This window comes from Bacteroides sp. AM37-9 (genome assembly GCF_003603455.1).
GTDB lineage: Bacteria > Bacteroidota > Bacteroidia > Bacteroidales > Bacteroidaceae > Bacteroides > Bacteroides xylanisolvens.
Map to the genome: position 1 here is coordinate 1 of NZ_QTNF01000008.1, position 23,477 is coordinate 23,477.

Annotated in this window: 12 protein-coding genes; 7 read left to right on the forward strand and 5 right to left on the reverse strand. The window is 41.5% G+C overall.

The genetic code is table 11. From position 1 onward, the window contains the following. Positions 1-199: 199 nt before the first annotated feature. The 3 genes from DW862_RS07540 to DW862_RS07545 form a co-directional block, all read right to left on the reverse strand. Positions 200-1,960 (reverse strand): DEAD/DEAH box helicase family protein, encoded by a 1,761-nt coding sequence (locus DW862_RS07540; RefSeq protein ID WP_120067608.1) that lies wholly within the window; start codon positions 1,958-1,960, stop codon positions 200-202. A 321-nt stretch (positions 1,961-2,281) separates the two neighbouring features. Continuing rightward, entirely contained in the window at positions 2,282-2,455 is a 174-nt protein-coding gene (locus DW862_RS25830) for a hypothetical protein (protein WP_165601829.1), read from the reverse strand. A 238-nt stretch (positions 2,456-2,693) separates the two neighbouring features. Beyond that, entirely contained in the window at positions 2,694-4,487 is a 1,794-nt protein-coding gene (locus DW862_RS07545; RefSeq protein ID WP_118313787.1) for a site-specific integrase, read from the reverse strand. Positions 4,488-4,662: 175 nt separating this feature from the next. Here DW862_RS07545 and DW862_RS07550 point away from each other — a divergent pair, with 175 nt between their 5' ends. From DW862_RS07550 to DW862_RS07580, 7 genes are all read left to right on the forward strand, one after another. Continuing rightward, complete coding sequence (locus tag DW862_RS07550; protein ID WP_120067610.1) at positions 4,663-8,721, forward strand: two-component regulator propeller domain-containing protein; 4,059 nt, start codon at positions 4,663-4,665, stop codon at positions 8,719-8,721. A gap of 292 nt (positions 8,722-9,013) precedes the next feature. Continuing rightward, positions 9,014-10,549: a sulfatase-like hydrolase/transferase gene (locus tag DW862_RS07555; RefSeq protein ID WP_120067612.1), complete on the forward strand. Its 1,536-nt coding sequence runs from the start codon at positions 9,014-9,016 to the stop codon at positions 10,547-10,549. Between the two features lie 159 nt (positions 10,550-10,708). Next, positions 10,709-13,867 carry a TonB-dependent receptor gene (locus DW862_RS07560; RefSeq protein ID WP_120067615.1) on the forward strand — a complete coding sequence of 1,053 codons (3,159 nt, stop codon included), beginning with the start codon at positions 10,709-10,711 and terminating at the stop codon, positions 13,865-13,867. A gap of 27 nt (positions 13,868-13,894) precedes the next feature. Beyond that, positions 13,895-15,667 (forward strand): RagB/SusD family nutrient uptake outer membrane protein, encoded by a 1,773-nt coding sequence (locus DW862_RS07565; protein WP_120067617.1) that lies wholly within the window; start codon positions 13,895-13,897, stop codon positions 15,665-15,667. Positions 15,668-15,697: 30 nt separating this feature from the next. Continuing rightward, complete coding sequence (locus tag DW862_RS07570; protein ID WP_004310354.1) at positions 15,698-16,741, forward strand: DUF5017 domain-containing protein; 1,044 nt, start codon at positions 15,698-15,700, stop codon at positions 16,739-16,741. Between the two features lie 210 nt (positions 16,742-16,951). Beyond that, entirely contained in the window at positions 16,952-17,896 is a 945-nt protein-coding gene (locus DW862_RS07575; protein ID WP_120067619.1) for a tRNA-dihydrouridine synthase family protein, read from the forward strand. Positions 17,897-17,951: 55 nt separating this feature from the next. Further along, positions 17,952-19,211 carry a DcaP family trimeric outer membrane transporter gene (locus DW862_RS07580; RefSeq protein WP_120067621.1) on the forward strand — a complete coding sequence of 420 codons (1,260 nt, stop codon included), beginning with the start codon at positions 17,952-17,954 and terminating at the stop codon, positions 19,209-19,211. A gap of 427 nt (positions 19,212-19,638) precedes the next feature. Here the strand turns inward: DW862_RS07580 and DW862_RS07585 are convergent, their stop codons facing one another. Both DW862_RS07585 and DW862_RS07590 read right to left on the reverse strand, forming a co-directional pair. Continuing rightward, complete coding sequence (locus tag DW862_RS07585) at positions 19,639-22,713, reverse strand: chondroitinase family polysaccharide lyase (RefSeq protein ID WP_120067623.1); 3,075 nt, start codon at positions 22,711-22,713, stop codon at positions 19,639-19,641. A gap of 36 nt (positions 22,714-22,749) precedes the next feature. Beyond that, a complete protein-coding gene (locus DW862_RS07590) occupies positions 22,750-23,442 on the reverse strand; it encodes a DUF6250 domain-containing protein (protein ID WP_008641726.1) in 693 nt (230 codons plus the stop codon). Between the last annotated feature and the right edge of the window lie 35 nt (positions 23,443-23,477).

Consider the following 23,477-nt stretch of genomic DNA (forward strand, 5'->3'; position numbering starts at 1 on the left):
TTATTTTAGGGGATTAATAGATTAAATATTTCACTTTATCAAAGCATAAACTCTAAATAAAAAACACTTCCTCAATAAAAGGGGGGGGATGAATTTCAGGTACCTATATTCTTGGGTGGGGGATATACATAAAAAGCCCCAAACCTGATTAATGGTCTGGAGCTTTATTCTTGTCCTGTTCTGTCATATTGGTAGATTCTTATTCAAAGGTAAATATCATCTTGCCAAGTTCATACCCACTAACAGTTTTTCCATCTATCTTCCTGCTTGCCTTCTCCACACTGTAAAGAGTACAATTCTCTATCAGGGTAGCTTTGGGGGACAACTTGATTCCCAATCTGCCAAACTCATCCTTCAACTTGCCTTTCAATTCCTGATTGCTGATAAAGCCAGGCTGATATATAGCCAAAAGAGCTTTATTTACCTGTTTCTTGTCCTCTACAGCTTTTAGCATCTTCTCCCTGTTCCATCTAAGAGTATTCATTTCAGATTCCTTCAAATACCTTTTGATTAGTGGAAATTCTGGATATTCCTGTTCATAAGATTCAGAAGGGGAATCCAGATAATCTTTTAGTAATTGCTCATAACTGACAGTCATAGCCTTTGCCAGTTTTATATTGAAATCCTCCCATTCATTCTGGTTGGTAAGCTCAAATTTCTCTGATTGCATAAAACTGTCCCTGATGCTGATTCCATCCTTGTATGTCTTCCTTAGTTCCTGCTTATAAATGAAGGATTGCTTTTTCAGATTGTTATACACCATCTTGCCATTAATGATGGAGACTAGTTCAGTGTCTAGGTTCATCCTCTTAATATAGGTCTGTCTCTCTTCCTTATCCAACTTACTCCATCCGCTTAACAACTTGTCAGCTTCCTTCTCCTTATCCTGCATCATCATTTCAAACTCTTCATCGCTCATAACATTCTTATTGGTGGAGAACAGATGGACTATCACATTCCTAAAGATGTTCTGGTATTCATCATTGATTCTGATTCTGCCTGCTATCTGTTCCATAGTAGTACTTATATCCACCAAAGTCTGTGTTCTGTATGCGTCACTGGCTACTATTATCAGCCCGTTATTGGTGAAAAGGTTGCATCCCTGAAAGCATTTCTTTGTAAAGAAATTAATCTTCTTATTGGGACTACTGACTGATTCAATCTGGTATTCGCCCAACAGTTTGTTATTTCTAATCCTGTCAGCACAGCATATCTTCACATCATCTGGATTCAGCTTCAACGTATCTGCTATCTGCTTGATACTGGTTACAGAATTGATGAAAATATATAGTTCTTCCACCTTGCTGACATTGCCGTTTATGTCTGGGAGTGATATGCCTTCATCCAAAAATATCTGTATGAATCTAGCCAGTCCTTTGGTTAATTGCGTGACCTTGTATCTAATAGGAGTTATTTTCGTCACTCCATTCCATTGGACTTTGTAATGTGGAAGCCGTTTCAGGAAATCTATCTCAAAGTCAAGGTCAATTGGAGTGGCAGACAGAAAAGAATAATGCCTGAACTTCTGTATTTCTTCCATCAAGCCATTAATTGCATCATATCTGAAATCCATGTCTTCCAAAATTAAATGGTATTCATCTACCAAGACTTTCCACCCTTCTGTACTGCTCAACCATCCAATTAATTTGGGCAGACTGTCATAGGTCACGGCTATCTTATATGTGGTATTGTTTTTGATATATTTCCTGAACTGGTATTCTCTTACACCACCATAACATTTGAATATTTCATACCTGTTATTCTTATCTGCTGCTATGCTATCCACCAAGTCCTTGAACGGACATACGATAATATAGTTGCTACTGCAATTTGCAGCCACATAAGTGCCACCTACATCTGTCTTTGTCTTGTTTACGATGCCAAAAGGAATACCATCTTTAAATCTTTCTAATTCGCCCAAATATCGGGCATTGCCACCATTAATGATTTCTTGTTTCATTGTGTTTAGATTAACTTAGATTTATAAAATTGTAATCTGTGTATTTGAAATATCTGACTTTAGATTAAGTTTAAGTAGGGTTATTTTTTTCTTCCTATATAGGGACGCTTTGAAGAAAAACTCGTCCATAAGAATAAAATAATAAGCGTATTACTACGCCTATTACTTTACCGCTGACTTAGCATAGTCAAGCAATCTAAATGTTATGTCTTGTATTATATAGTTTATGGCGGAAGCGTCTTTTAAAACTTTAGTTTAAAAGTTTTATGAAGAAAATACCTCTTATTATGTTAGCTTGGCAACAGGGTTAGAACTAAAAAATCATTCCTGTTCCTGTTTATGATGCGGTAGGTAGATTGTGTAGGTCTTGCCTTGAACCATTTTGCGCTTTTTGATGTATCGGTCAGTAGCCCAAAGCCCGATGTGAAGCCTTGTGTCCTTAATACCGTGCTCCAGTGCCATTTTACGAATGTCTGCGTAGGTCAGTTCTTTCATTTGAAGTAGATTTAGGTTTGTAGTGGTGAATCTGGGTGATGAGAAACTCGGTCATTTCTGACTTTCAATCACATTGCAAAGGTATAAAGTCCCGACCGCATCACCAAACAACAAGTCGAAATTGTGGAATATTCGAGTAGAGGATGCGATAAAGCAAAAATTCTCCCCATAGTCGTAACTGTTCGGGGAGAATATGATGTTCAGGCTTACCAGAAGCCTTGATTTCCTCGAAAACTTGTCAGCCCTGATTCCTTTTATCCAATAAGGCTGTAGTGATTTCTTTTATATGAGTGAATCTTTCATTATCCAACAAGCCTATTTCCAAAGCCTTATTGATAAACTGCATAATTGCATCCTTACTGATACCAATCTTAACGCACTTGATAATCATTTCTCTAAAACTGTCATACAAATCTGACTGCTTCCCAACAGATAACTGTTTCACATATTGTTTTGCCACATCAGAATCAGAAGTGGAAGATTGGGAGAATTTTTCTATCTCGCTTATAAGGGACGTGATTTCATTGTCATAACTACACAGTTTCCCATTTTTCAAATGCCCTACCTGTGATTGTAGTTCAACAGCCTTATTGATTTTAGATGCAAAAAATTGAGTATCTAACAGAGTATCGAAGGTGATATTATTAGTTGCATCGTTCGTAGGCTTTGCTTCATTGAGAGAATTTGTCTCCATCTTGCCCATATTAAAAATGCCATTATTTAAACTTTTGAAAGCATTAGAGACTTTCTTTGCTTTATCTTTACTGTTTAAATGAGAATAAACTTTGTCTATCATTTTTGTATCTTCATGTCCTGTCGCTATAATAACAGTTTCCTTGGGGATGCCTTTTCTACACAATATTGTGATAAAAGTATGCCTTGCTGTATGTGTATGCAGTAATTTATAAAGAGGTTGGGTTTGTTTAATCCCGTTTTCTTCATAAGTGATAGGCTCGTCTAATCCTGCTTGTTCTGCTACTTCTTTTAAGGCTTCATTGACAATGGACTTTCTTTCTTTATAATATAATAATTCTTTATTCTCATATTTAGATATAATTTCTTTGGCTAATGGCAATAGTGGAATTATAGCTCTGGCTTTTGTCTTTTGTTGTATAATAGAGATGGTTCCTGCTTCTTCATCCATTTCATTATCTCCATTAAAGAATTTTTGCATATCTCCAATTCGTTGCCCAACTAAGCATTGTAATATGAATAAGTCTCTGATTTCTGTATATTTCTTTATTTGTCTTTCTGTTCCCGTGATGATATGCTTGTAGAATTTATTCAGTTGCTCTTCTGTTAATGAAACTTTTTTGTTATCTGCTAATTCTTTGTTGGATTTATCTTTCACGAACTCAAAACTGTTTAAATTGCTGTCAGACCATTTGAAAGGAATATCCAGTCTTTTATCTGCTATCCCTAGTAAATTAAATATAGTTCCTTTAATTATGTTACGCAAAGTGTTATGAGGATGCAATGGGTTTTCTTTTATGATTTGCTTTTGGTAGCGATTGATAGTATCTAAATTCATGCTCTCCCATGTATTGGGGATTTCATTCTCTTTGAGAAAACGCTCGAATTTGTCTATGTTAGAACGATATTGTTTCTTACTGCTTTCTGCACAAGTCTTTGCTTCTATAATTTGTTTCATTATAAAAGTTGCGGGTTTCTGTAATTCTTTCTTCATCCTATCTTTATATATGTGTTGTTTTAATAGTTTCATACTTTCTCCAATCTCGTCTGGATGCATACAAAGATAATGCTTAAATTCGATGAAATATTCTTTTAGTTTTGTGATTTTCTTGTTCACTATAGTGTTATTTATATTATCTAACTCTGATAGGCGTACGCTGATATATGCTTCTTGTCTTTTTTCATTCCAGTGGTCTGGATATATCTTTACCCCTGTAGATAGTTTAACTTGTTTGTTGTTTATTCTGCATACTAAATAGAGATTGGTTGGCTTCTCGCTACGTGGTTTTCTTAAATTGAAACGAGCTTGCATCTCATTAATAAAAATCTGCCTTTCCATAATCTTGTTCTTTAAAGTTGTTCTTTAATTCGGTTCTTTGAATGTGTTCTTTTAAGGCAATTCTTTCTGATAAGTATTAATTAGCCCCCTCATTAAATATTCTGGCGTGCAGGTATGTGGTTTCGAATAAAAACAATATATTTGCATAGATGTAAACACCTTAAAAAATAAATTAGTGAGAAAAGCAATCCTTTTATTTCTGCTATTTTTAAGCGTAGCCGCAGTCCGCACACAAGGTCAAAACATCACTTTCAGTCATTTGACCACGGACGACGGGCTTTCCCAGTTCTCTGTTAATAGCCTTTATATTGACGAACGGGGAATTATATGGATCGGTACGCGTGAAGGACTTAACCGATATAACGGTAACGATATTAAAAGTTTCAAACTCAATAAGAACGACCCGAACAGCTTGTTCAGCAATACTGTGTTGCGCATCACCGGAAACAAAAACGGGAAAGTATACTTGCTCTGTACGGACGGGGTGGCAGAATTTGATCTGACGACACAAAAATTCAAGACGTTGCTGCAAGGCAATGTGGATGCTATTTATTATAATGAGAGATTATATATAAGTAAAAGAGAAGATGTGTTCGTGTTGAACGAAAGCACAGGCAACTTTGATCTTTACTACCATCTCGCCGGAAAGAATATCTCTTTATCCTGCATCCATCTGGACAAAAAGAAGAACCTCTGGATGGGAACGACAAGAAACGGGCTTTATTGCCTGTCGGAGGGCAAGGAGCTTTCACAACCTATTACTAAAGGAAATATCGCCAGCATCTATGAAGATTCTGCCAAGGAGTTATGGATCGGCAGTTGGGAAGAAGGACTTTACCACATAAAGAAAGACGGAAGCATCGAAAACTTCCGCCACGATCCGAAAAGCCCGAACAGCCTCTGCTCCGACTTTGTGAGAAGTTGTTGCGAAGACAACGCAGGTAACCTGTGGATAGGAACATTTCACGGTCTGAACCGATACGACAAAAGCACAGGTAAATTCCATCTTTATACCGCCAATAATGACAAACCCGACGGCCTCACCCACTCTTCTATCTGGTGCATCGTGAAAGACGAACAAGGTACAATCTGGCTGGGAACTTACTTCGGAGGCGTCAATTACTTCAACCCGGAATATGAAATCTATACCCGTTACAAAACGGGAGATACAGAAAAAGAAGGTTTAAGTAGCCCGATCGTCGGCAGAATGACTGAAGATAAGGACGGGAACCTGTGGATTTGTACCGAAGGCGGCGGCGTGAATGTGTATAACCGGAAGGATAACACCTATCGGTGGTATCGCCACGAAGAAGGAAAGAATAGTATTTCCCATAATAATGTAAAAGCGATCTATTATGACCAGGATAATGAAATTATGTGGGTAGGTACACATTTGGGAGGTCTGAACAAACTCGACTTGCGTACCAATCGTTTCACAGCCTACCGAATGAAAGCGGGAGATCCAACCTCACTGCCTTCAGATATTGTCCGCGACATTGTGCCATATAAAAATAAACTGGTCGTTGCCACACAAAATGGTGTCTGTCTTTTCAATCCGGCAACAGGGACTTGTCAGCAACTCTTCAAAGAGACAAAAGAAGGGAGAGGCATTGGCATGGTAGCCAGCCTTTGCATTGATAAAGACGGCACATTATGGATTGCAGCCACCGGAGAGGGCGTTTACTCCTATCAGTTCGATAGCAATAAACTAACTAATTACCCGCATAATCCTGCCAATCCGAACAGTCTAAGCAACAACAATGTCAACAGCATCATGCAGGACAGCGACGGCAATTTGTGGTTCTGTACCTCCGGAAGTGGTCTCGACCGTTACCGCAAGGAAAGTGATGACTTCGAGAACTTTGACGTACAGAAAGACGGTTTATCCAGTGACTGCATCTACGAAGTATGCGAATCGTCCATACAGCAAGGAGACTTATTGCTGATTACCAATCAGGGATTCTCACAGTTCAACTATCCAAGCAAGAAATTCTATAATTACGGTACGGAAAATGGATTCCCGTTGACTGCCGTCAATGAAAACGCACTATTTGTGACACATGACGGAGAAGTATTCCTTGGCGGTATTCAGGGAATGATTTCTTTCTGGGAGAAGAAATTACATTTCACTCCTAAATCGTATAATATCATTCTTTCCCGCCTGCTTGTCAACGGAAAAGAAGTAGTTCCGGGAGATGAAAGCGGCATCCTGGAACAGTCGATCTGTCATACTCCGGAAATCAGTCTGAAAGCGAATCAATCGATGTTTAGCATCGAATATGCCACTTCCAACTTCATCCCTGCCAACAGAGATGAAATTCTCTATCGCCTGGAGGGTTTCTCGGACGAATGGAACCATACTTACCGGAAGCAAACGCTGATTACTTATACAAACCTGAATCCGGGTAAATATACCCTTGTCATCAAATCACAGAGGGAAGGAATAAAAGAGGCCAGACTGCTGATTATCGTACTCCCTTCATGGTATGAGACATGGTGGGCTTACCTGATTTATACCATTGTCACTATCAGTCTGTTATGGTATCTTATTCAGAACTATAATTCGCGCATCAAACTCCGTGAGTCTTTGAAGTACGAAAAGAAGCATATTGAAGACCTTGAAGCATTGAACCAGTCAAAACTCCGTTTCTTCACTAACATCTCGCACGAATTCCGCACACCGTTAACGCTGATCGTGGGACAAGTGGAAACTTTGTTGCAGGTGCAGACATTTACGCCTAATATATATAATAAGGTGTTGGGAATCTACAAGAACAGTCTCCAATTACGGGAACTGATTACGGAACTTCTTGATTTCCGTAAACAGGAACAGGGACACATGAAGATCAAAGTAAGCCAGCACAACCTGGTTAACTTCCTGTATGAGAATTATCTGCTCTTCCTCGAATACGCCAGCAGTAAACAAATCAACTTCAAGTTCAACAAACAAAAGGATGACATTGAAGTGTGGTATGACCAAAAGCAGATGCAGAAAGTAATAAACAACCTGCTGTCTAATGCAGTGAAGCATACCAAGGCCGAAGATACGATTTCGATTAATGTATCGCAGGAGAAAGACCATGTCATCATTGAAATAAAAGATACCGGTACAGGTATCGCCGCAGCCGAAATTGATAAGATATTCGACCGTTTCTATCAGACCGAGCATCTCAACTCGCTGAATACCGGAGCCGGTACAGGCATCGGACTGGCACTGACGAAAGGTATTGTGGAACTTCATCACGGCACAATCCGGGTGGAAAGCGAGCCGGGCAAAGGAAGCAGTTTCATTATCACCCTCAAACTAGGCAAGGAACACTTCACAGAAGAGCAAATAGCGAAAGATGATACGGAAACCATCCAGCAAACAGAGACTATTGTTCCTTCAGTAGAAATAATCCCTGATTCGGAATGGAAAGAAGAAGATAACAAGCGTATCGAAGACGCCAAAATGCTGATAGTGGAAGACAATGAATCTATCAAGCAGATGTTAGTCGGTATTTTCGAAACATTCTATCAAGTTAGTACGGCTTCCGACGGAGTAGAAGCATTAGAGATGATACAGAAGGATATGCCGAGCATCATTTTAAGTGATGTCGTAATGCCACGCATGTCGGGTACGGAACTTTGCAAACAGATCAAGACGGACTTTAACACTTGCCATATTCCGGTGGTATTATTAACCGCACGTACTGCTATAGAGCACAATATCGAAGGTTTGAAGATTGGTGCGGATGATTATATCACGAAACCGTTTAATACCAATCTTCTGATTTCCCGCTGCAATAACCTGGTTAATTCCCGCCGGCTATTGCAAGAGAAGTTCAGCAAACAACCACAGGCTTTTGCCCAAATGTTGGCTACCAACCCGATGGATAAGGAGATGCTCGACCGCGCGATGGCCATTATCGAACGTCATCTGGACAATACGGATTTCAACGTTAATATCTTCGCCCGCGAAATGGGTATGGCACGTACGAACCTATTCACTAAACTGAAAGCAGTTACAGGCCAGACCCCGAATGATTTCATCCTAAGCATACGTCTCAAAAAAGGCGCTGTCATGTTAAGGAATAACCCGGAGCTGAATATCACGGAGATCTCTGACCGGATTGGGTTCTCCTCCTCCCGCTATTTCAGTAAATGTTTCAAGGAGATTTATCACGTCAGTCCGCTGGCTTATCGTAAAGGAGAAGAGAGCGAAGAAGAAGGGGACGGAGAAGAAACAGATTAGCAGGCAACTATACAAGCACTCTTGCAAAATAATCTTATATTATTAGGCACGGATCACACGGATTTCACGGATTAAAAAACGATGAGTATGAAAACAACAGCGTTAATCCGTGTAATCCGTGCCTAAATTTATGATATAAACGGTTTCTTAGTCCGGACATCTTCGCCCGAATAAAGAAGGTAACTTCTTAAGTGTACTATTTTGTACTTCACTTGTACATTCCTACTCATTCTTTTTCTTCCATTCGCTTATCTTTGTGTTCATTACATTATTTCCTAAAACATTCAGCATTATGAAAAACGTTTCGCGTCTACTTCCCCTATTGTCCGGCATCGTCACGCTGTCAGGATGCAATCATGCACCCCAAAAGAGCAATGGGCAGAATAGCCAAAAGCCTAACATTATTTATATATTTGCAGATGATCTCGGCATTGGTGATTTAAGTTGTTATGGAGCAACGAAAGTGAGCACTCCCAACATTGACCGGTTGGCAGGACAAGGAGTACAATTCACCAATGCTTATGCAACTTCTGCCACCAGCACCCCTTCCCGTTTCGGACTCCTGACAGGTATGTATCCCTGGAGACAGGAAAACACAGGAATCGCTCCCGGTAACTCCGAACTCATTATCGACACTACCTGCGTCACCATGGCAGATATGCTGAAAGATGCAGGATACGCAACCGGTGCAGTAGGGAAATGGCATCTGGGACTCGGTCCGAAAGGTGGAACCGACTTTAACAACCCAATTACCCCTAACGCGCAAAGCATCGGTTTCGACTACGAATTTATTATTCCGGCTACTGTAGACCGTGTACCTTGTGTATTTGTAGAAAACGGACATGTCGTAGGACTTGACCCCAATGACCCTATCACCGTAAGCTACAACCACAAAGTAGGCAACTGGCCCACAGGAGAAGAAAACCCGGAGCTCGTAACCTTAAAACCCAGCCAGGGACACAATAATACAATTATCAATGGTATTCCCCGCATTGGCTGGATGACCGGAGGAAAATCCGCCCTTTGGAAAGATGAAAACATAGCCGATATCATCACTCATAAGGCTAAGAATTTCATTGCATCCCATCAGGAAGAACCCTTCTTCTTATATATGGGTACGCAAGACGTACATGTACCGCGCATCCCCCACCCACGTTTCGCAGGCAAAAGCGGACTCGGCACTCGTGGCGACGTCATCCTGCAACTGGACTGGACCATCGGTGAAATCATGCACACACTGGACAGCCTCCACATCGCAGACAACACCATCCTGATCTTTACCAGCGATAACGGTCCTGTTATCGACGACGGCTATCAAGACCAAGCTTATGAACTTCTCAACGGACATACTCCGATGGGGATCTACCGTGGTGGAAAATACAGCGCTTACGAAGCGGGTACACGCGTTCCATTTATTGTCCGTTGGCCTGCCCGGGTGAAGCCGAACAAGCAACAAGCTCTTTTCTCTCAAATAGATGTGTATGCATCGCTCGCCTCACTTTTGGAGCAACCTTTACGCAAGGGAGCGGCCCCCGACAGTCAGGAGCATCTGAACGTTCTCCTCGGCAAAAATAATACAAACCGTGAGTATGTCGTTCAACAGAATCTCAATAACACACTTGCCATCATAAAAGGTCAATGGAAATACATCGAACCGAGCGACGGCCCTGCTATCGAACATTGGACGAAAATGGAGTTAGGCAACGACAAACAGCCTCAACTTTACGATTTATCCTCCGATCCATCGGAGAAAACGAATGTATCAAAACAACATCCCGACATAGTGAAAGAGTTATCCGAATTATTAGAATCCGTAAAAGAGAAATAGTTTATGAGAACAGAAAAATTGTATGATTTTGCACCAATCTTGAATAATTCTATCCATATTAGAATATTCAATCCGTCTATCTTTGCAAGCGTAGATTCAATAAAATCACTTAATTTTTAATATATGAAAAAACATTTATCCACTCAAACTAGAAAAAGGATGCTCTCCTCCATCGGACTGATCTTGTTTTCTGTTTCTTTTGTACTTGCACAGGTACTTGTTAAAGGTACAGTGAAGGATAACTTAGGAGAAGGAGTGCCGGGAGCCAGTGTTCAGGTAAAAGGTACTTCGCAAGGAACAATCACTGACCTTGACGGTAAATTTGCTTTTAACGTGCCCAATAAGAATTCAATATTGGTTATTTCTTTCATTGGTTATGTCACTGTAGAAATAAAGGCGGATACTCAAAAGCCAATGGTTATCACATTGAAGGAAGACACAAAGACATTGGACGAAGTGGTAGTAGTCGGCTATCAGGAAATACGCAAGAGAGACCTGACGGGTTCTGTTGCCAAAGCCAGCATGGCAGAACTTCTTAGCACTCCGACTGCTTCTTTCGGCGAGACATTAGGCGGACGTATTGCCGGCGTCAACGTAAGTTCGGGCGAAGGTATGCCGGGTGGACAGATGAACATCGTCATCCGTGGTAACAACTCTTTGACACAGGACAACTCTCCTCTTTATGTCATTGACGGTTTCCCGGTGGAAGACCCCTCCATAGCCGCAGCCATCAATCAGAACGATATTGAGTCACTCGATTTCCTGAAGGATGCCTCTGCTACCGCTATCTACGGTGCCCGTGGTGCCAATGGTGTCGTGATGATTACAACCAAGAAAGGAACAATCGGTCAGCCTAAAATTAAATATGACGGAAGTTTCGGTATTCAGCATATCACCAAAACGATTCCGATGATGGATGCATACGAGTTCGTCAAACTACAGGCAGAACGTAGTCCCAAAGATATGGAAACTACCTACTTCATGAATTATGACGGTAAGAAATGGGGACTGGAAGATTATAGGAATATCCCGCAATATAACTGGCAGGATGAAATCTTCCGCAGCGCATGGATGCAAAGCCACAATGTTAGCCTGACCGGTGGTTCGGAAGGAGTTCGCTACAATGCTTCTTTATCTTATTATGACCAGGACGGTATCTTATTGGAATCAAACTACAAACGTGTACAAGGCCGTATGGGTACTACCATCCAAAAGAAGAAACTGAAAATCTATCTGACAACCAACTATTCAAGCACTACAACCACTGGTGGTTCTCCTTCCCAGAACTCATACAGTGGTATGAATAACCTGTTCTATAGTGTATGGGGATATCGCCCCGTGACCGAACCGGACAGACCATTAAACTCGTTGATGGATAACATCATGGACGACGCGATAAACAATACCAACGATTATCGTTTCAATCCTATCATGTCCTTGAAAAACGAATATCGCAAGACGTATGCGAACTATATCCAGTTCAACGGATTTGCAGAATATGAATTTATCAAAGGATTGAAGTTGAAAGTTTCAGGCGGTTACACATTCGATACCCGCAAAGGGGAAACATTCAACAACTCAAAGACCCGTTATGGTAATCCGAAATCATCCGATAAGGTAAATGCAGAAATCTACCATTCTCAACGTGCAACATGGTTGAATGAAAATATTCTGACCTATCAGACCAATATCAAACGGAAGCATTTCTTCAATAGCATGGTAGGTGTAACCCTGCAGAATTCCGACTATGAATACTATTCATACAAAACGGTACAGATTCCGAACGAAGCACTCGGCATGGCGGGAATGAGTGAAGGAACTCCCAGTACGACTAAATCATTAAAGAGTTCCTGGTCTATGCTTTCTTTCCTAGGCCGTTTGAACTATAACTATAAATCATTGTATTATGCAACGGTCTCTTTCCGTTCCGACGGTTCTTCCAAATTCCGTGGTGATAACCGTTTCGGCTACTTCCCTTCCGGTTCATTGGCATGGGGATTCATGGAGGAAGATTTTATGAAACCATTGAAGTCTGTTGTTTCTTCAGGTAAATTAAGAGCAAGCTGGGGATTGACCGGTAACAACCGTGTAGGCGAGTATGATACGTATGCTTTATATCAGATATTGAAGGATAAAGTCGGAGATTTTATTTCGATCGGTAGCCTCCCCAGTGGCGTATATCCGTTCGAAAACAGTCTGACAAGTGTAGGTACAGTGCCCACTTCCTTAAGAAACAGAAAACTGAAATGGGAGACTACCGAACAGTGGAACCTGGGTCTGGATTTAGGTTTCCTGGACGAACGCATCGGATTAACCGTAGACTGGTATCGTAAAACGACTCGTGACCTGTTGCTGAATACTGCACTCCCCACCTCTTCCGGTTATTTCAGTGCCATGAAGAATGTAGGAAAGGTACGCAATCAAGGTATCGAGTTCACATTGAACACGACCAATATCAAGAACCGTCATTTCTCATGGACCACTAACTTTAACATTGCATTCAACAAGAACAAAGTATTAGAACTGGCCGAAAACCAATCTTCTCTATTGAGTGCAGCCAAATTTGACCAGAACTATAACTCCCAATACAGCTACATTGCCAAAGTGGGTTATCCGATGGGAATGATGTACGGATTCATCTACGAAGGTACATACAAATACGAAGATTTCGACAAAGCAGGTGATACATATACACTGAAACGCAATGTTCCGTATTTCTCTTCCGAAAGTAATACACAACCGGGTATGCCGAAATACGCAGACCTGAATGATGACGGTATCATCGACGATAACGACCGTACTATGATCGGTAACGGTATGCCGAAACATACGGGCGGATTTACCAACAATTTCGAATACAAAGGATTTGACTTAAGCATCTTCTTCCAATGGTCGTATGGAAACGATGTATTGAATGCCAACCGCCTGTTCTTCGAGAACAGCAATAAGACACGTGACTTGAACCAGTACGCAAGTTATGCAGACCGTTGGACACCGGAAAACCCGGAAAGTAATATTCCGAGAGCTACCGACTCCGGTTCCAACAAAGTGTTCTCTACACGCATTATCGAAGATGGTTCTTTCCTTCGTCTGAAAACCGTATCTTTAGGATATACACTGCCGAAACAGCTGACCAAGAAATGGAAGATAGACAATGCACGTGTATTCGTTGCCGGTCAAAATCTATGGACATGTACAGGGTATTCCGGTTATGACCCGGAAGTATCTATCCGTGAAGGCGCACTGACTCCGGGACTGGACTTCTCCGCTTATCCGAGAGCCTACTCTATCAGTTTTGGTATAAACTTAGGTTTTTAATCAATCATCCTTCAAACAATTACGTATATGAAAACAATAAAAATAATCATCATATCACTTCTTGTCGGACTTAACTTGACTTCCTGCGATTTCCTGGAAAAAGACCCGACATACACCACTCCTGAAAACTTCTTCAAAAATGAAGCGGACGCTACCTCTTGGCTGACAGGAACCTATGCCATTCTGGGACAAAGTTCCTTCTACGGAAATGAATTCTTATACCTTGTAGGAGGTGACGATCTGGGACACTATGGTGGTGCCAACCGCGGACCTAACAAAAGTGGGTTGATCTGTAACAATGCCAATACAAGTGATCCGGCCGTTGCAGCATTGTGGTACACATTATACTCCGGCATCAACAGAGCCAATATTTTCCTGGAAAATATTGATGCAGTGCCCGATATGAACGACGATACCCGCAAGCAGTACAAAGCCGAAGCCCGTTTCTTACGCGCATTCTATTATTTCACTTTGGTAGAATGTTGGGGAGATGTACCTTTCAAAACTAATTCTACAGAAGATGCTTATAACCTCGCCATCCCGCGTACAGACAAACAGACGATCTATGATTTCATCATCAGAGAGATGTACGGTTCTGCCGAGGATCTCAAATCCGCCCAAGATTTGAACTACTTGCCGGGACGTGTTTCCAAATCGGCAGCTTGGGGTATGTTGGCACGGGTATATATGTTCAGAGCCGGCGAACCTAAGCGCGACAAGGAAGTAGGTTTAGCCAACAGTACGACAAGTGCAGAGATTACAGAATACTTCAAGAAAGCGAGTTACTATGCACAGTTAGTCAGAAACGAAGGACATTCACTGACTGCCAAATATTGGGATTTCTTTATCGACATTTGCTCTGATAAGTATAACACAGCTCTCAATAAGGATGGTGCCAAGGCTAATGAAAGTATTTGGGAAGTAGAATTTGCAGGTAACCGTTCAACGGATGTACGTGCAGAAGGTAGAATCGGTAATATCATTGGTATTCAGGGTAAAGATCTTTCTTCCAAAGCATCCATCACCGGTAAAGGTGACCCGGGTTATGCATACGCTTTTATCTGGAATACTCCTAAACTGCTCGAATTGTATGAAGCAAACGGTGACATTGACCGTTGCAACTGGAACATCGCTCCATTCACTTACACCCAGTCAGCAGGAGAAGGTACTCCGGTAGACGGTCGTGAATTTGTAAAAGGAAAAAGAGATGAGGTGGAACAACAATACTGGGACAAATCCTTCAGCTATGGTAAAACAGAGCCGGGTTCTACTTACGGTGATCGTGAATCGAAGAACGATGCCAATAAGAACCGCAACAGGGCTGCCGCCAAATATCGTAGAGAATATGAAGCAGACAAGAAGAGCAAAAACGATACTTCCATCAACTTCCCTCTTCTCCGCTACTCTGACATTTTGCTGATGATTGCAGAAGCTGAAAATGAAGTCAACCATGGTCCTAATGATCTGGCTTATGAATGTATCAATACAGTAAGAGAACGTGCAGGAATCAAAAAACTTGCAGCAAATCTGGATGAAGAGAGCTTCCGCAAAGCTATCAAAGACGAACGTGCAATGGAACTCTGTTTCGAGTACACACGCCGTTTCGACCTGATCCGTTGGGGAGACTATTACAAACTGATGCAAGAACAAGTGGACAAGGCACAGGCTGACGAATCCTGGAAGTTCGGAATCAATGTATATACTTACTTCAATATTCCGAAGTCTTACAATTATTTCCCGATTCCTGCCAATGAAATAGGATCAAACGGTGCTATCAAGACGAATAATCCGGGTTGGTAATTCTCTTAATAACTTTAAAAAGAAAAGGACATGAAAACAATATATAAAAGTTTGATGACTATCGCTTTTGCCGGACTATCCCTGGCTTCATGCGACAAGGAATTAAAAGAAGAAACAGCAATGGAAGTGGGTGTGGTGACAGACAGCAATGTCAGCTTCGATGGCAAAACTGTGACTGTAAAGAAAGGAAGCCCTGTAACGTTCAGCTTTGATGGTGACCCTGATTTTATAACATTCTTCAGTGGAGAAATTGACCATGAATATAGATTCCGCAATCGGACAGAGATGCAAATAGAGGATATTGAAAAATGTGAAATTAATTTCGATATGATCGCCCAATATGACGCACCACCCAAAAACACCCCGCAAACTGCATTAGACATTTTCATTTCCGATAATTTTCCGGGAATGGCCAAGAATAACTTTGAAGCAGATAAGCAACTTGTAGAAGGATTTGACTGGACATATTTAATACCAACAGACGAATTGCCGGTGAAAGTAGAAAGCAATACTAAATCATATCCATACACTAAAAATCTAGCGTCTTATCTTGGAAAACAAATCACCATTGCTTTCCATTACAAAGGCGGTCAGGACGGTACTGTTAGACAACCTAAATTTACTTTTAACAATATACGCATAGAACTGGCTTTTAATAATAATAAATCAGAAACTGTCTATGCAAAAAATCTAGGTTTCACACCACTAAACATTGTAAATAATGAAAGTGACCAGCAATCGGACAAAGTTAAAGACAGAGAGTATGGAGCAGTTGATGGTGGTGTACCCGGATTTTGGAAAACAGTTATACCGACGGAAATAATAGTATCCAGCTCTGCGGCTGGAACTACACTAAAAAATAGTTGGCTAATCTCCGAACCACTCTTACTCAATGGTTCCTGCGATCCTGACGCCGGTGTAGCCATCAAGAATATCTCGCAATCATTAGAGATATACTCACATACCTACGAGGAGGCCGGAACATACACCGCTACCTTCGTAGCCAACAATGCAAACTACGTCCATCAAGGTGGTCAAGTAGTACGTGAACTGACTATAAACGTTGTAGAATAATAGTATATCCCCCAATTTTTCTAACCTTCAATCATAGAAAACGTTTATAAAAATCAGACTTTAATCAATTTAACATTAAAAAGAGAGGGTCCGCGAGGTTCCTCTCTTTTACTTTTTCCATATCTTCATTCTTCACAGAGAAATATTTTTCTTTATTCAACTGGCGTATAAATCAACATTTATATATAAGTTTGCACAAAAATAAAAACAATGCAAAAGACTCTTCCTATTCATTTTGCCCCATTACAAGGTTACACCGACGTAATTTACCGTAATGCTCATGCTGCCTGCTTTGGAGGTATAGACACTTATTACACTCCATTTGTACGACTCGAAAAAGGCAGCTTCCGCCATAGAGACATCCGGGGAATCGAACCCGGGAATAATCAGGTTTCGCATCTGATTCCCCAGCTGATAGCCCCTTCTACTGAAAAGGCTGAGAAGATTTTATCCCTATTCATTGAAAAGGGATATAAGGAAGCCGACATTAATATGGGATGTCCTTTTCCCATATTAACCAAACGCCACAATGGTTCCGGCATTCTTCCTTATCCGGAAGAAGTGAAGGAATTGCTCAATCTTGTTTTGAAGTATCCGGAAATCAGCTTTTCAATAAAGATGAGATTAGGATGGGAAAATCCGGATGAATGTCTTCACTTGGCACCTATCATCAACGACTTACCTTTGCGGCAAGTAACCATGCATCCCCGATTAGGGAAACAGCAATATAAAGGGGAAGTAAACCTGGAAGGATTCTCCGCCTTCCAGGAGGTATGCAAGCATCCGCTTATCTATAACGGAGACATTCATTCTTTGGAGGATATCCAACGTATCCAGAAACAATTTCCGGCATTGGCAGGCATTATGATTGGGCGGGGACTGCTTGCCAATCCGGCTCTGGCTTTGGAGTATAAAGAGAATCGAATCTTAACCGCCGATGAAATGAGGGAAAAATTTCATTCGATGCATACATCTGTATACACTCAATATGCAGAACAGTTGGAAGGAGGAGACGAACAGCTTCTAAACAAGATGAAAACTTTCTGGGAATATCTGACGCCACAAGCAGACAGAAAATTACTGAAAGCAATTCATAAAAGCGGAAGTCTCAATAAATATAATCAGGCGATTCTAGCCTTTTTTAATCAACGATAAACTGATAAACCGGTAATTTTATGTAATTTTGCGCCCGTTTATAAACAAGCACATTATGAAAAAATACATTCTATTATTTCTTTGTCTGATAACTGTATCAGGCAGTTTCGCACAAATGAAGGATTTCAAGTTCAAATTCTACGGACAAATTCGTACTGATTTCTATTACAATAGTCGTGCCAATGAAGAGACCGTAGACGGGTTGTTCTATATGTACCCGAAAGATAAGGTACGTGATCCGGACGGGAATGATTTGAACTCAACTCCTAACAGTAACTTCTATACCTTGTATTCACGTCTCGGAGTAGACGTTGCCGGTCCGAAGCTGGGAACAGCCAAGACATCTGCCAAAGTAGAGGTCGACTTCCGTGGTACAGGGACTTCTTATTCGGTCATTAGACTCCGCCATGCTTATTTGAATCTGGATTGGGGAAAATCGGCTGTATTGCTCGGGCAAACTTGGCATCCGTTATTTGGAGATGTATCGCCGCAGATTCTTAATCTTTCCGTAGGAGCACCGTTCCAACCTTTCAGCCGTGCGCCACAAATTCGTTATCGCTATACAAACAAAAATTTCCAACTTACCGGAGCAGCAGTGTGGCAATCACAATACACCTCACAAGGTATCAATCCTGACAAACCGAAAGAAAGCAAAAAAAGTCATGAATACTTGAAAAATGGTTGCATTCCGGAGATATATGTAGGAGCTGACTACAAGAAAGACGGTTTATTGGCAGGTGTCGGCATTGAATTGTTATCATTAAAGCCACGCACAAATGCCTTGGGAGCAAACGGAGATAAATATAAAATAGACGAACGCATAACTACCCTTTCTTACGAGGCCCATGCGAAATACACCCATAAAGCCTGGTTCATTGCCGCAAAAAGTGTATTGGGTTCCAATCTTACACAAGCTTCCGGATTAGGCGGATTCGGCATTAAGTCAGTCAACGAGCACACCGGAGAACAGAAATATACTCCAATACGTTTCTCCAGCTCTTGGTTGAATGTTGTCTACGGACAGAAATGGAAACCTGGTATTTTTGTAGGATATGCTAAAAATCTGGGAACAAGCGATGCACTATATGCCCCGAACGGAACTGACGCTCAAGTGTATGGAACGGGAACAAACCTCGACCAGTTAGTAACAGCAGGCGCTGAACTGACCTACAATGTTCCCCATTGGAAATTCGGATTGGAATATACCTTAAGCTCTGCATGGTATGGTTCACTTAATGCCTCCAATGGAAAAATCAGAGATACTCATGCCGTATGCAACAACCGTATTGTTGCTGTTGCCATGTTTATGTTCTAACCCTCTACACAAATATTTTGATTATATATCTGTCACCTGTCACCGATCACTGCCTAATAATTTGATTATAAACGATTAACATTGTGACAGCAATCGGTGACAGCATTATGACAGCAATATTGCTGTCACTGGAAATAAAGGCAAGACGGCATTGCGGAGACGCTTACAAACAGACTAACTACATTTCATAAACCGGAGACATTCATTCCGAGAGTTCAAGCAGTTATATTTATTTCATTAATATACAACCTTTGTTTCAAGGCACGTAACTTTTGTTTTCAAGCCTTGAAACTAAAGTTTCATACGCTTGAAACCAAAGTTTCTCCTTGTAGAAACCAAAGTTTCCGCGGCTGGAAACAACAGTTTCAAAGCTTTGAAACTATTGTTTCTACAAAGGCAAACAGGATATCTCCTAACTGTATAACTCTTATTTCTTCAGTTCCACTTCAAAGCTAGCGCCATCTTTGCAACTGAATCGCAAGATTGTTTGCTTTTCATTGGAAGAGACTACTTTACAATAGGGAGTTTCTTCCACATTCCATCGGCCTTTTATGGTCACAGTCACTGGTATTTCACTACTTCCATTATTAATCCACGGACGAGAGTAGATACTACGTTCAATCCGCTTCCCGTCTTTGTCAAACGCTTCGTCACTTGGACCGCGATACAAAGCCAAATCAGGTTGTGCTACCGTCAGTTTAATCTTATCAGCAGATTCTTGATGAGTCATAACCAGGCAGGAAGTATCCACACGTTGCAACAGACCACCCGGCAACGTTGTTTCAGGAGTTTCAAACAATACATAAGAAACAATCTGCTCAGAAGCGGACTCTACAATATGCGCCTTCCGATCTTGCTGTAATACTTTATAAGCTGGCTTTTTTGCAAACTTCTTCATCGCGGTTTCATTCGTTTGAGGCAAAACAGCGTATTCATACCTTCCGTTTTTTGGTGCCTTTCCATGATCTACAACCAAAGAAACCCAATCACCCTTTGTTTCCTTTCCCGTATTCTGCATTCGCGAATGTTGAGGGAAGTTCTTCTCAAACCGAATGGCTGTCGGAACATAATAACCTGTTCCCAAATGATCTACCCATACTTTCTTATCTCCCTGATAATTTCTCCAATAGTCATGTCCCGCCTTATCTGTGACTGCCAATTGGAAGATAGTCGTTTCAGTGGGGAATTCCGTATTTGTATTTTCAATATCCGATCCAAGGCAGACAATCATTCCATCGATGAAATGGTAAGATTTACGTGCCCGGTGCGATCCGTTATACTTGTCGTGCTCGTGCAACTTCATTCCGAAGTTACCATTCATCTTCTGTTGAGACAATCCGCCTGCAAAAGCTTCATCCGAATAAAGCATTTCTTCCATTCCCGAATAACGGTCTACATTGAGTACTTTAGCCTGCAATTGTTCCAACGGCAAATGAATAGATGTAACTCCCGGGATACGGTTCCAGTCAAAACCTTCCTGCTGCCAACCACTAGTGGCCGGAGTCACTGTCTGCCCCGGTGCAGCAGTCAATATCTGCAAACTGCCGTGTGCCAGATAGCGACCATATAAATTCGCTCCCAAATAATGTTCAGCCGCCCATAAATAACGGGAATGTCCACGGGCCACGGCAGACCAGTTACTGCGACGTTGAACAGAGATACAACCATAGCCCATTGCTATATTCCCCTGCGGATCCGGTTCCGGACGGAAACCTTTCTCTATCAGAAGCTTTGCCGCTTTGCGTTCTTCAGCATTTGAAACTTTGGGCATATATTCGGGAGCATCATTCTCAACGCCCGAATTTGAAATCAAACGAAGATAAGAAGAAGCCATTTCACTATCATATTCCGCCTTTCCATCGGGAGAACCGGCTAAAGCCATCATGGCAAAATGCATAGGAACCAGTTTACCTTTTCCATCCGGATGACGACCGGACATAGAAAGAGGGAAATTCAGTTTATTGCAATAAAAGCGCATGGTCAGCAATACATTCTTCACCGTTTCATGAGCCAACTTGGAAACAGCAAATTCCGTCCGGCTAAGAAGATAAATCATGTTTGTTGCCCCATCCAGTCCGCCTACGGCATAAGCCGGATAGTTATTGCGATGATGGAAAGCACCTCCGTCCACTTTAAATGAACCGGACAACCCCAGTGCAGGACGGCAACCATAATCAATCCAACGAGAGAAAGACCGTAAGTATTGCAATTTCTCCGGTGTATCTTCCATCATTAGAATACTGGCAATACGCCCTGTGGTCTGCGTATTGAAAGAGTCCATATCAATTCCGTCAACTTCCGGTTTGGGATACACTTCGTTAGTAATCGCATACCAGCGTAATGTCCGTTCGGCTTCTTGGAGTTTGCCTGCTTCTCTAAGCACATCTTTCATCAAGAAATATGCCAGATACAGGCCGCGAACACTATACCCGTAATGATGGATATTTCCCCAACAACTACCATAAGCCACGCCCTGATCGGTTATGTGATCGTACATTGCCAAGAACTTCTTCTTCATTTCTTCCCGAATCACCGGTTTCGCCGTACTATTATTATATGCAACAGCTATTTTTCTCATCAGATCGAAATAAGCACGCATTTCCACACCCATCTTAGTGAGCATATCCTTGTTCCAATCCGGAATGATTCGTTCATAAGCTTCGGCGGCACGTACCATATAGATAGGTACTCCCGAAACCTGACCGTTTTTGTAAGTGATCTGATAGAAATCATATTTCTTGCGAATATTCTCAACCTCTTTATCTGTGATCTTGCCCTTCGTGTAGATCATATCACGAAAACGCTTCTCTAACAGTTGCATCTCTTCCCGTTGCTTGTTGCCTACAGGAGTTAGTTCAATATCCGGCTTTAAAAGAGAATGTTTATAAATCACCAGCCAATGGTTGGTGGTTCCGGCATTGACAAAAGGGACTTGCAGATCGGCCGTCTGTTGACGTGCATCAACCTTAGTAGCCGTAATCAAATGATCGATGAAAAGGGTTCCTTTTGAATTTGGAGCAATAATTCGGAGTTCATTCATGCCTTCTTCCGGTGTGCCTTGCATATCACGTTCATAGCAGACCCATGCAGCGCGCCAACCACTGAAATTAATACCAAAAGGGAAAGATGTGCATCGTTTGCCGTCTTTCAGAAACTGAAACTCAATAGTCGCATTCTGAGGCACTTCATTATAAACCCACACAATAAAAGCCGAAAGATATAAATCCTTGCCGGTCGGATCTTTCTTCTCAAACTTCAGGTCTTTCTTGAATTCCAATATACCACCCGGTTCAAATGTCCATTCCAACGAATGTTTTCCATCTTTATAATGCAGATCTGATACCGACAGGCGGGAATGGGTAGCGGTGATACAATCCGGTATTTGCGGTTTTTCAAAAGAAAACATCCGCTCATCTGTTACGACTTGCGCATGAAGGAATGTTGAACACAAAAGAGAAAATAGAGTTGTCACTCCAAATTTAATAAAAGGTTGTTTCATCATGGATATATCGTCTTATTAGGTTTTTCAGTATATAAGTCAGAGAGTAGTCACTTTAAAATCTGTAAACAGGACATGATTCTGCAAGAGACGAAGACCGAAGTGTCCGTCACCTTCGCCGCCTGTAAGAACATAGCGGAACAGTTCTTCACCATTCACAGAATAAGTCGTGATTCCTTTTTCCACTTTAATGCGAATCTGATACCACTGATTGGGAACAAGCAAGTGAGAGGCATCAGTATATTCTTTCAATAAGGGTTTCACCTTGTCATCTGCTACTCCATAATATTCTCCTCTGTAACGACGGAAACGAGTCGTCGAGTTATCATTTCCCCCGTATCCAACGTAGAAAAGGTTTAATGTGTTGTAGTTTTTAAAGATGCCGTCGCGCCACTGACTACGAGTGAAAAGATCATCTGGGTATTTAGGGTCATTGGCAGCCCAAAAACAATTCAAGTCACTCAAGCGATCGTACTTCCCTCCTTGCATCACCATACAAGTGCGGTAACTAACCTCATAATTCCCCGCCAATCGCTGCTGATACCACATAGTCAATCCATCCGGCACGATCAATTCTAACGTATCTGTACGTTCTATCACCTGCAAGGCATGGGATGCATCTTCTATCTTCCATTGTTGTGCAAACGCATTTTCGCATTGTGCAAACAGCACTACACTATCCAAGAGAAATAAAGTAATCAAACTGTAGCTAATAAAAAATCGCTTCGTCATTACGGTATTAGTTTAAAGATAATTCTTCCGGATAC

Coding starts and splice junctions, on each gene's coding strand:
- DW862_RS07590 (WP_008641726.1), bottom strand. CDS start 23,442: ATGACGAAGCGATTTTTTATTAGCTACAGTTTGATTACTTTATTTCTC.
- DW862_RS07565 (WP_120067617.1), top strand. CDS start 13,895: ATGAAAACAATAAAAATAATCATCATATCACTTCTTGTCGGACTTAAC.
- DW862_RS07585 (WP_120067623.1), bottom strand. CDS start 22,713: ATGATGAAACAACCTTTTATTAAATTTGGAGTGACAACTCTATTTTCT.
- DW862_RS25830 (WP_165601829.1), bottom strand. CDS start 2,455: ATGAAAGAACTGACCTACGCAGACATTCGTAAAATGGCACTGGAGCAC.
- DW862_RS07540 (WP_120067608.1), bottom strand. CDS start 1,960: ATGAAACAAGAAATCATTAATGGTGGCAATGCCCGATATTTGGGCGAA.
- DW862_RS07560 (WP_120067615.1), top strand. CDS start 10,709: ATGCTCTCCTCCATCGGACTGATCTTGTTTTCTGTTTCTTTTGTACTT.
- DW862_RS07545 (WP_118313787.1), bottom strand. CDS start 4,487: ATGGAAAGGCAGATTTTTATTAATGAGATGCAAGCTCGTTTCAATTTA.
- DW862_RS07570 (WP_004310354.1), top strand. CDS start 15,698: ATGAAAACAATATATAAAAGTTTGATGACTATCGCTTTTGCCGGACTA.
- DW862_RS07555 (WP_120067612.1), top strand. CDS start 9,014: ATGAAAAACGTTTCGCGTCTACTTCCCCTATTGTCCGGCATCGTCACG.
- DW862_RS07580 (WP_120067621.1), top strand. CDS start 17,952: ATGAAAAAATACATTCTATTATTTCTTTGTCTGATAACTGTATCAGGC.
- DW862_RS07575 (WP_120067619.1), top strand. CDS start 16,952: ATGCAAAAGACTCTTCCTATTCATTTTGCCCCATTACAAGGTTACACC.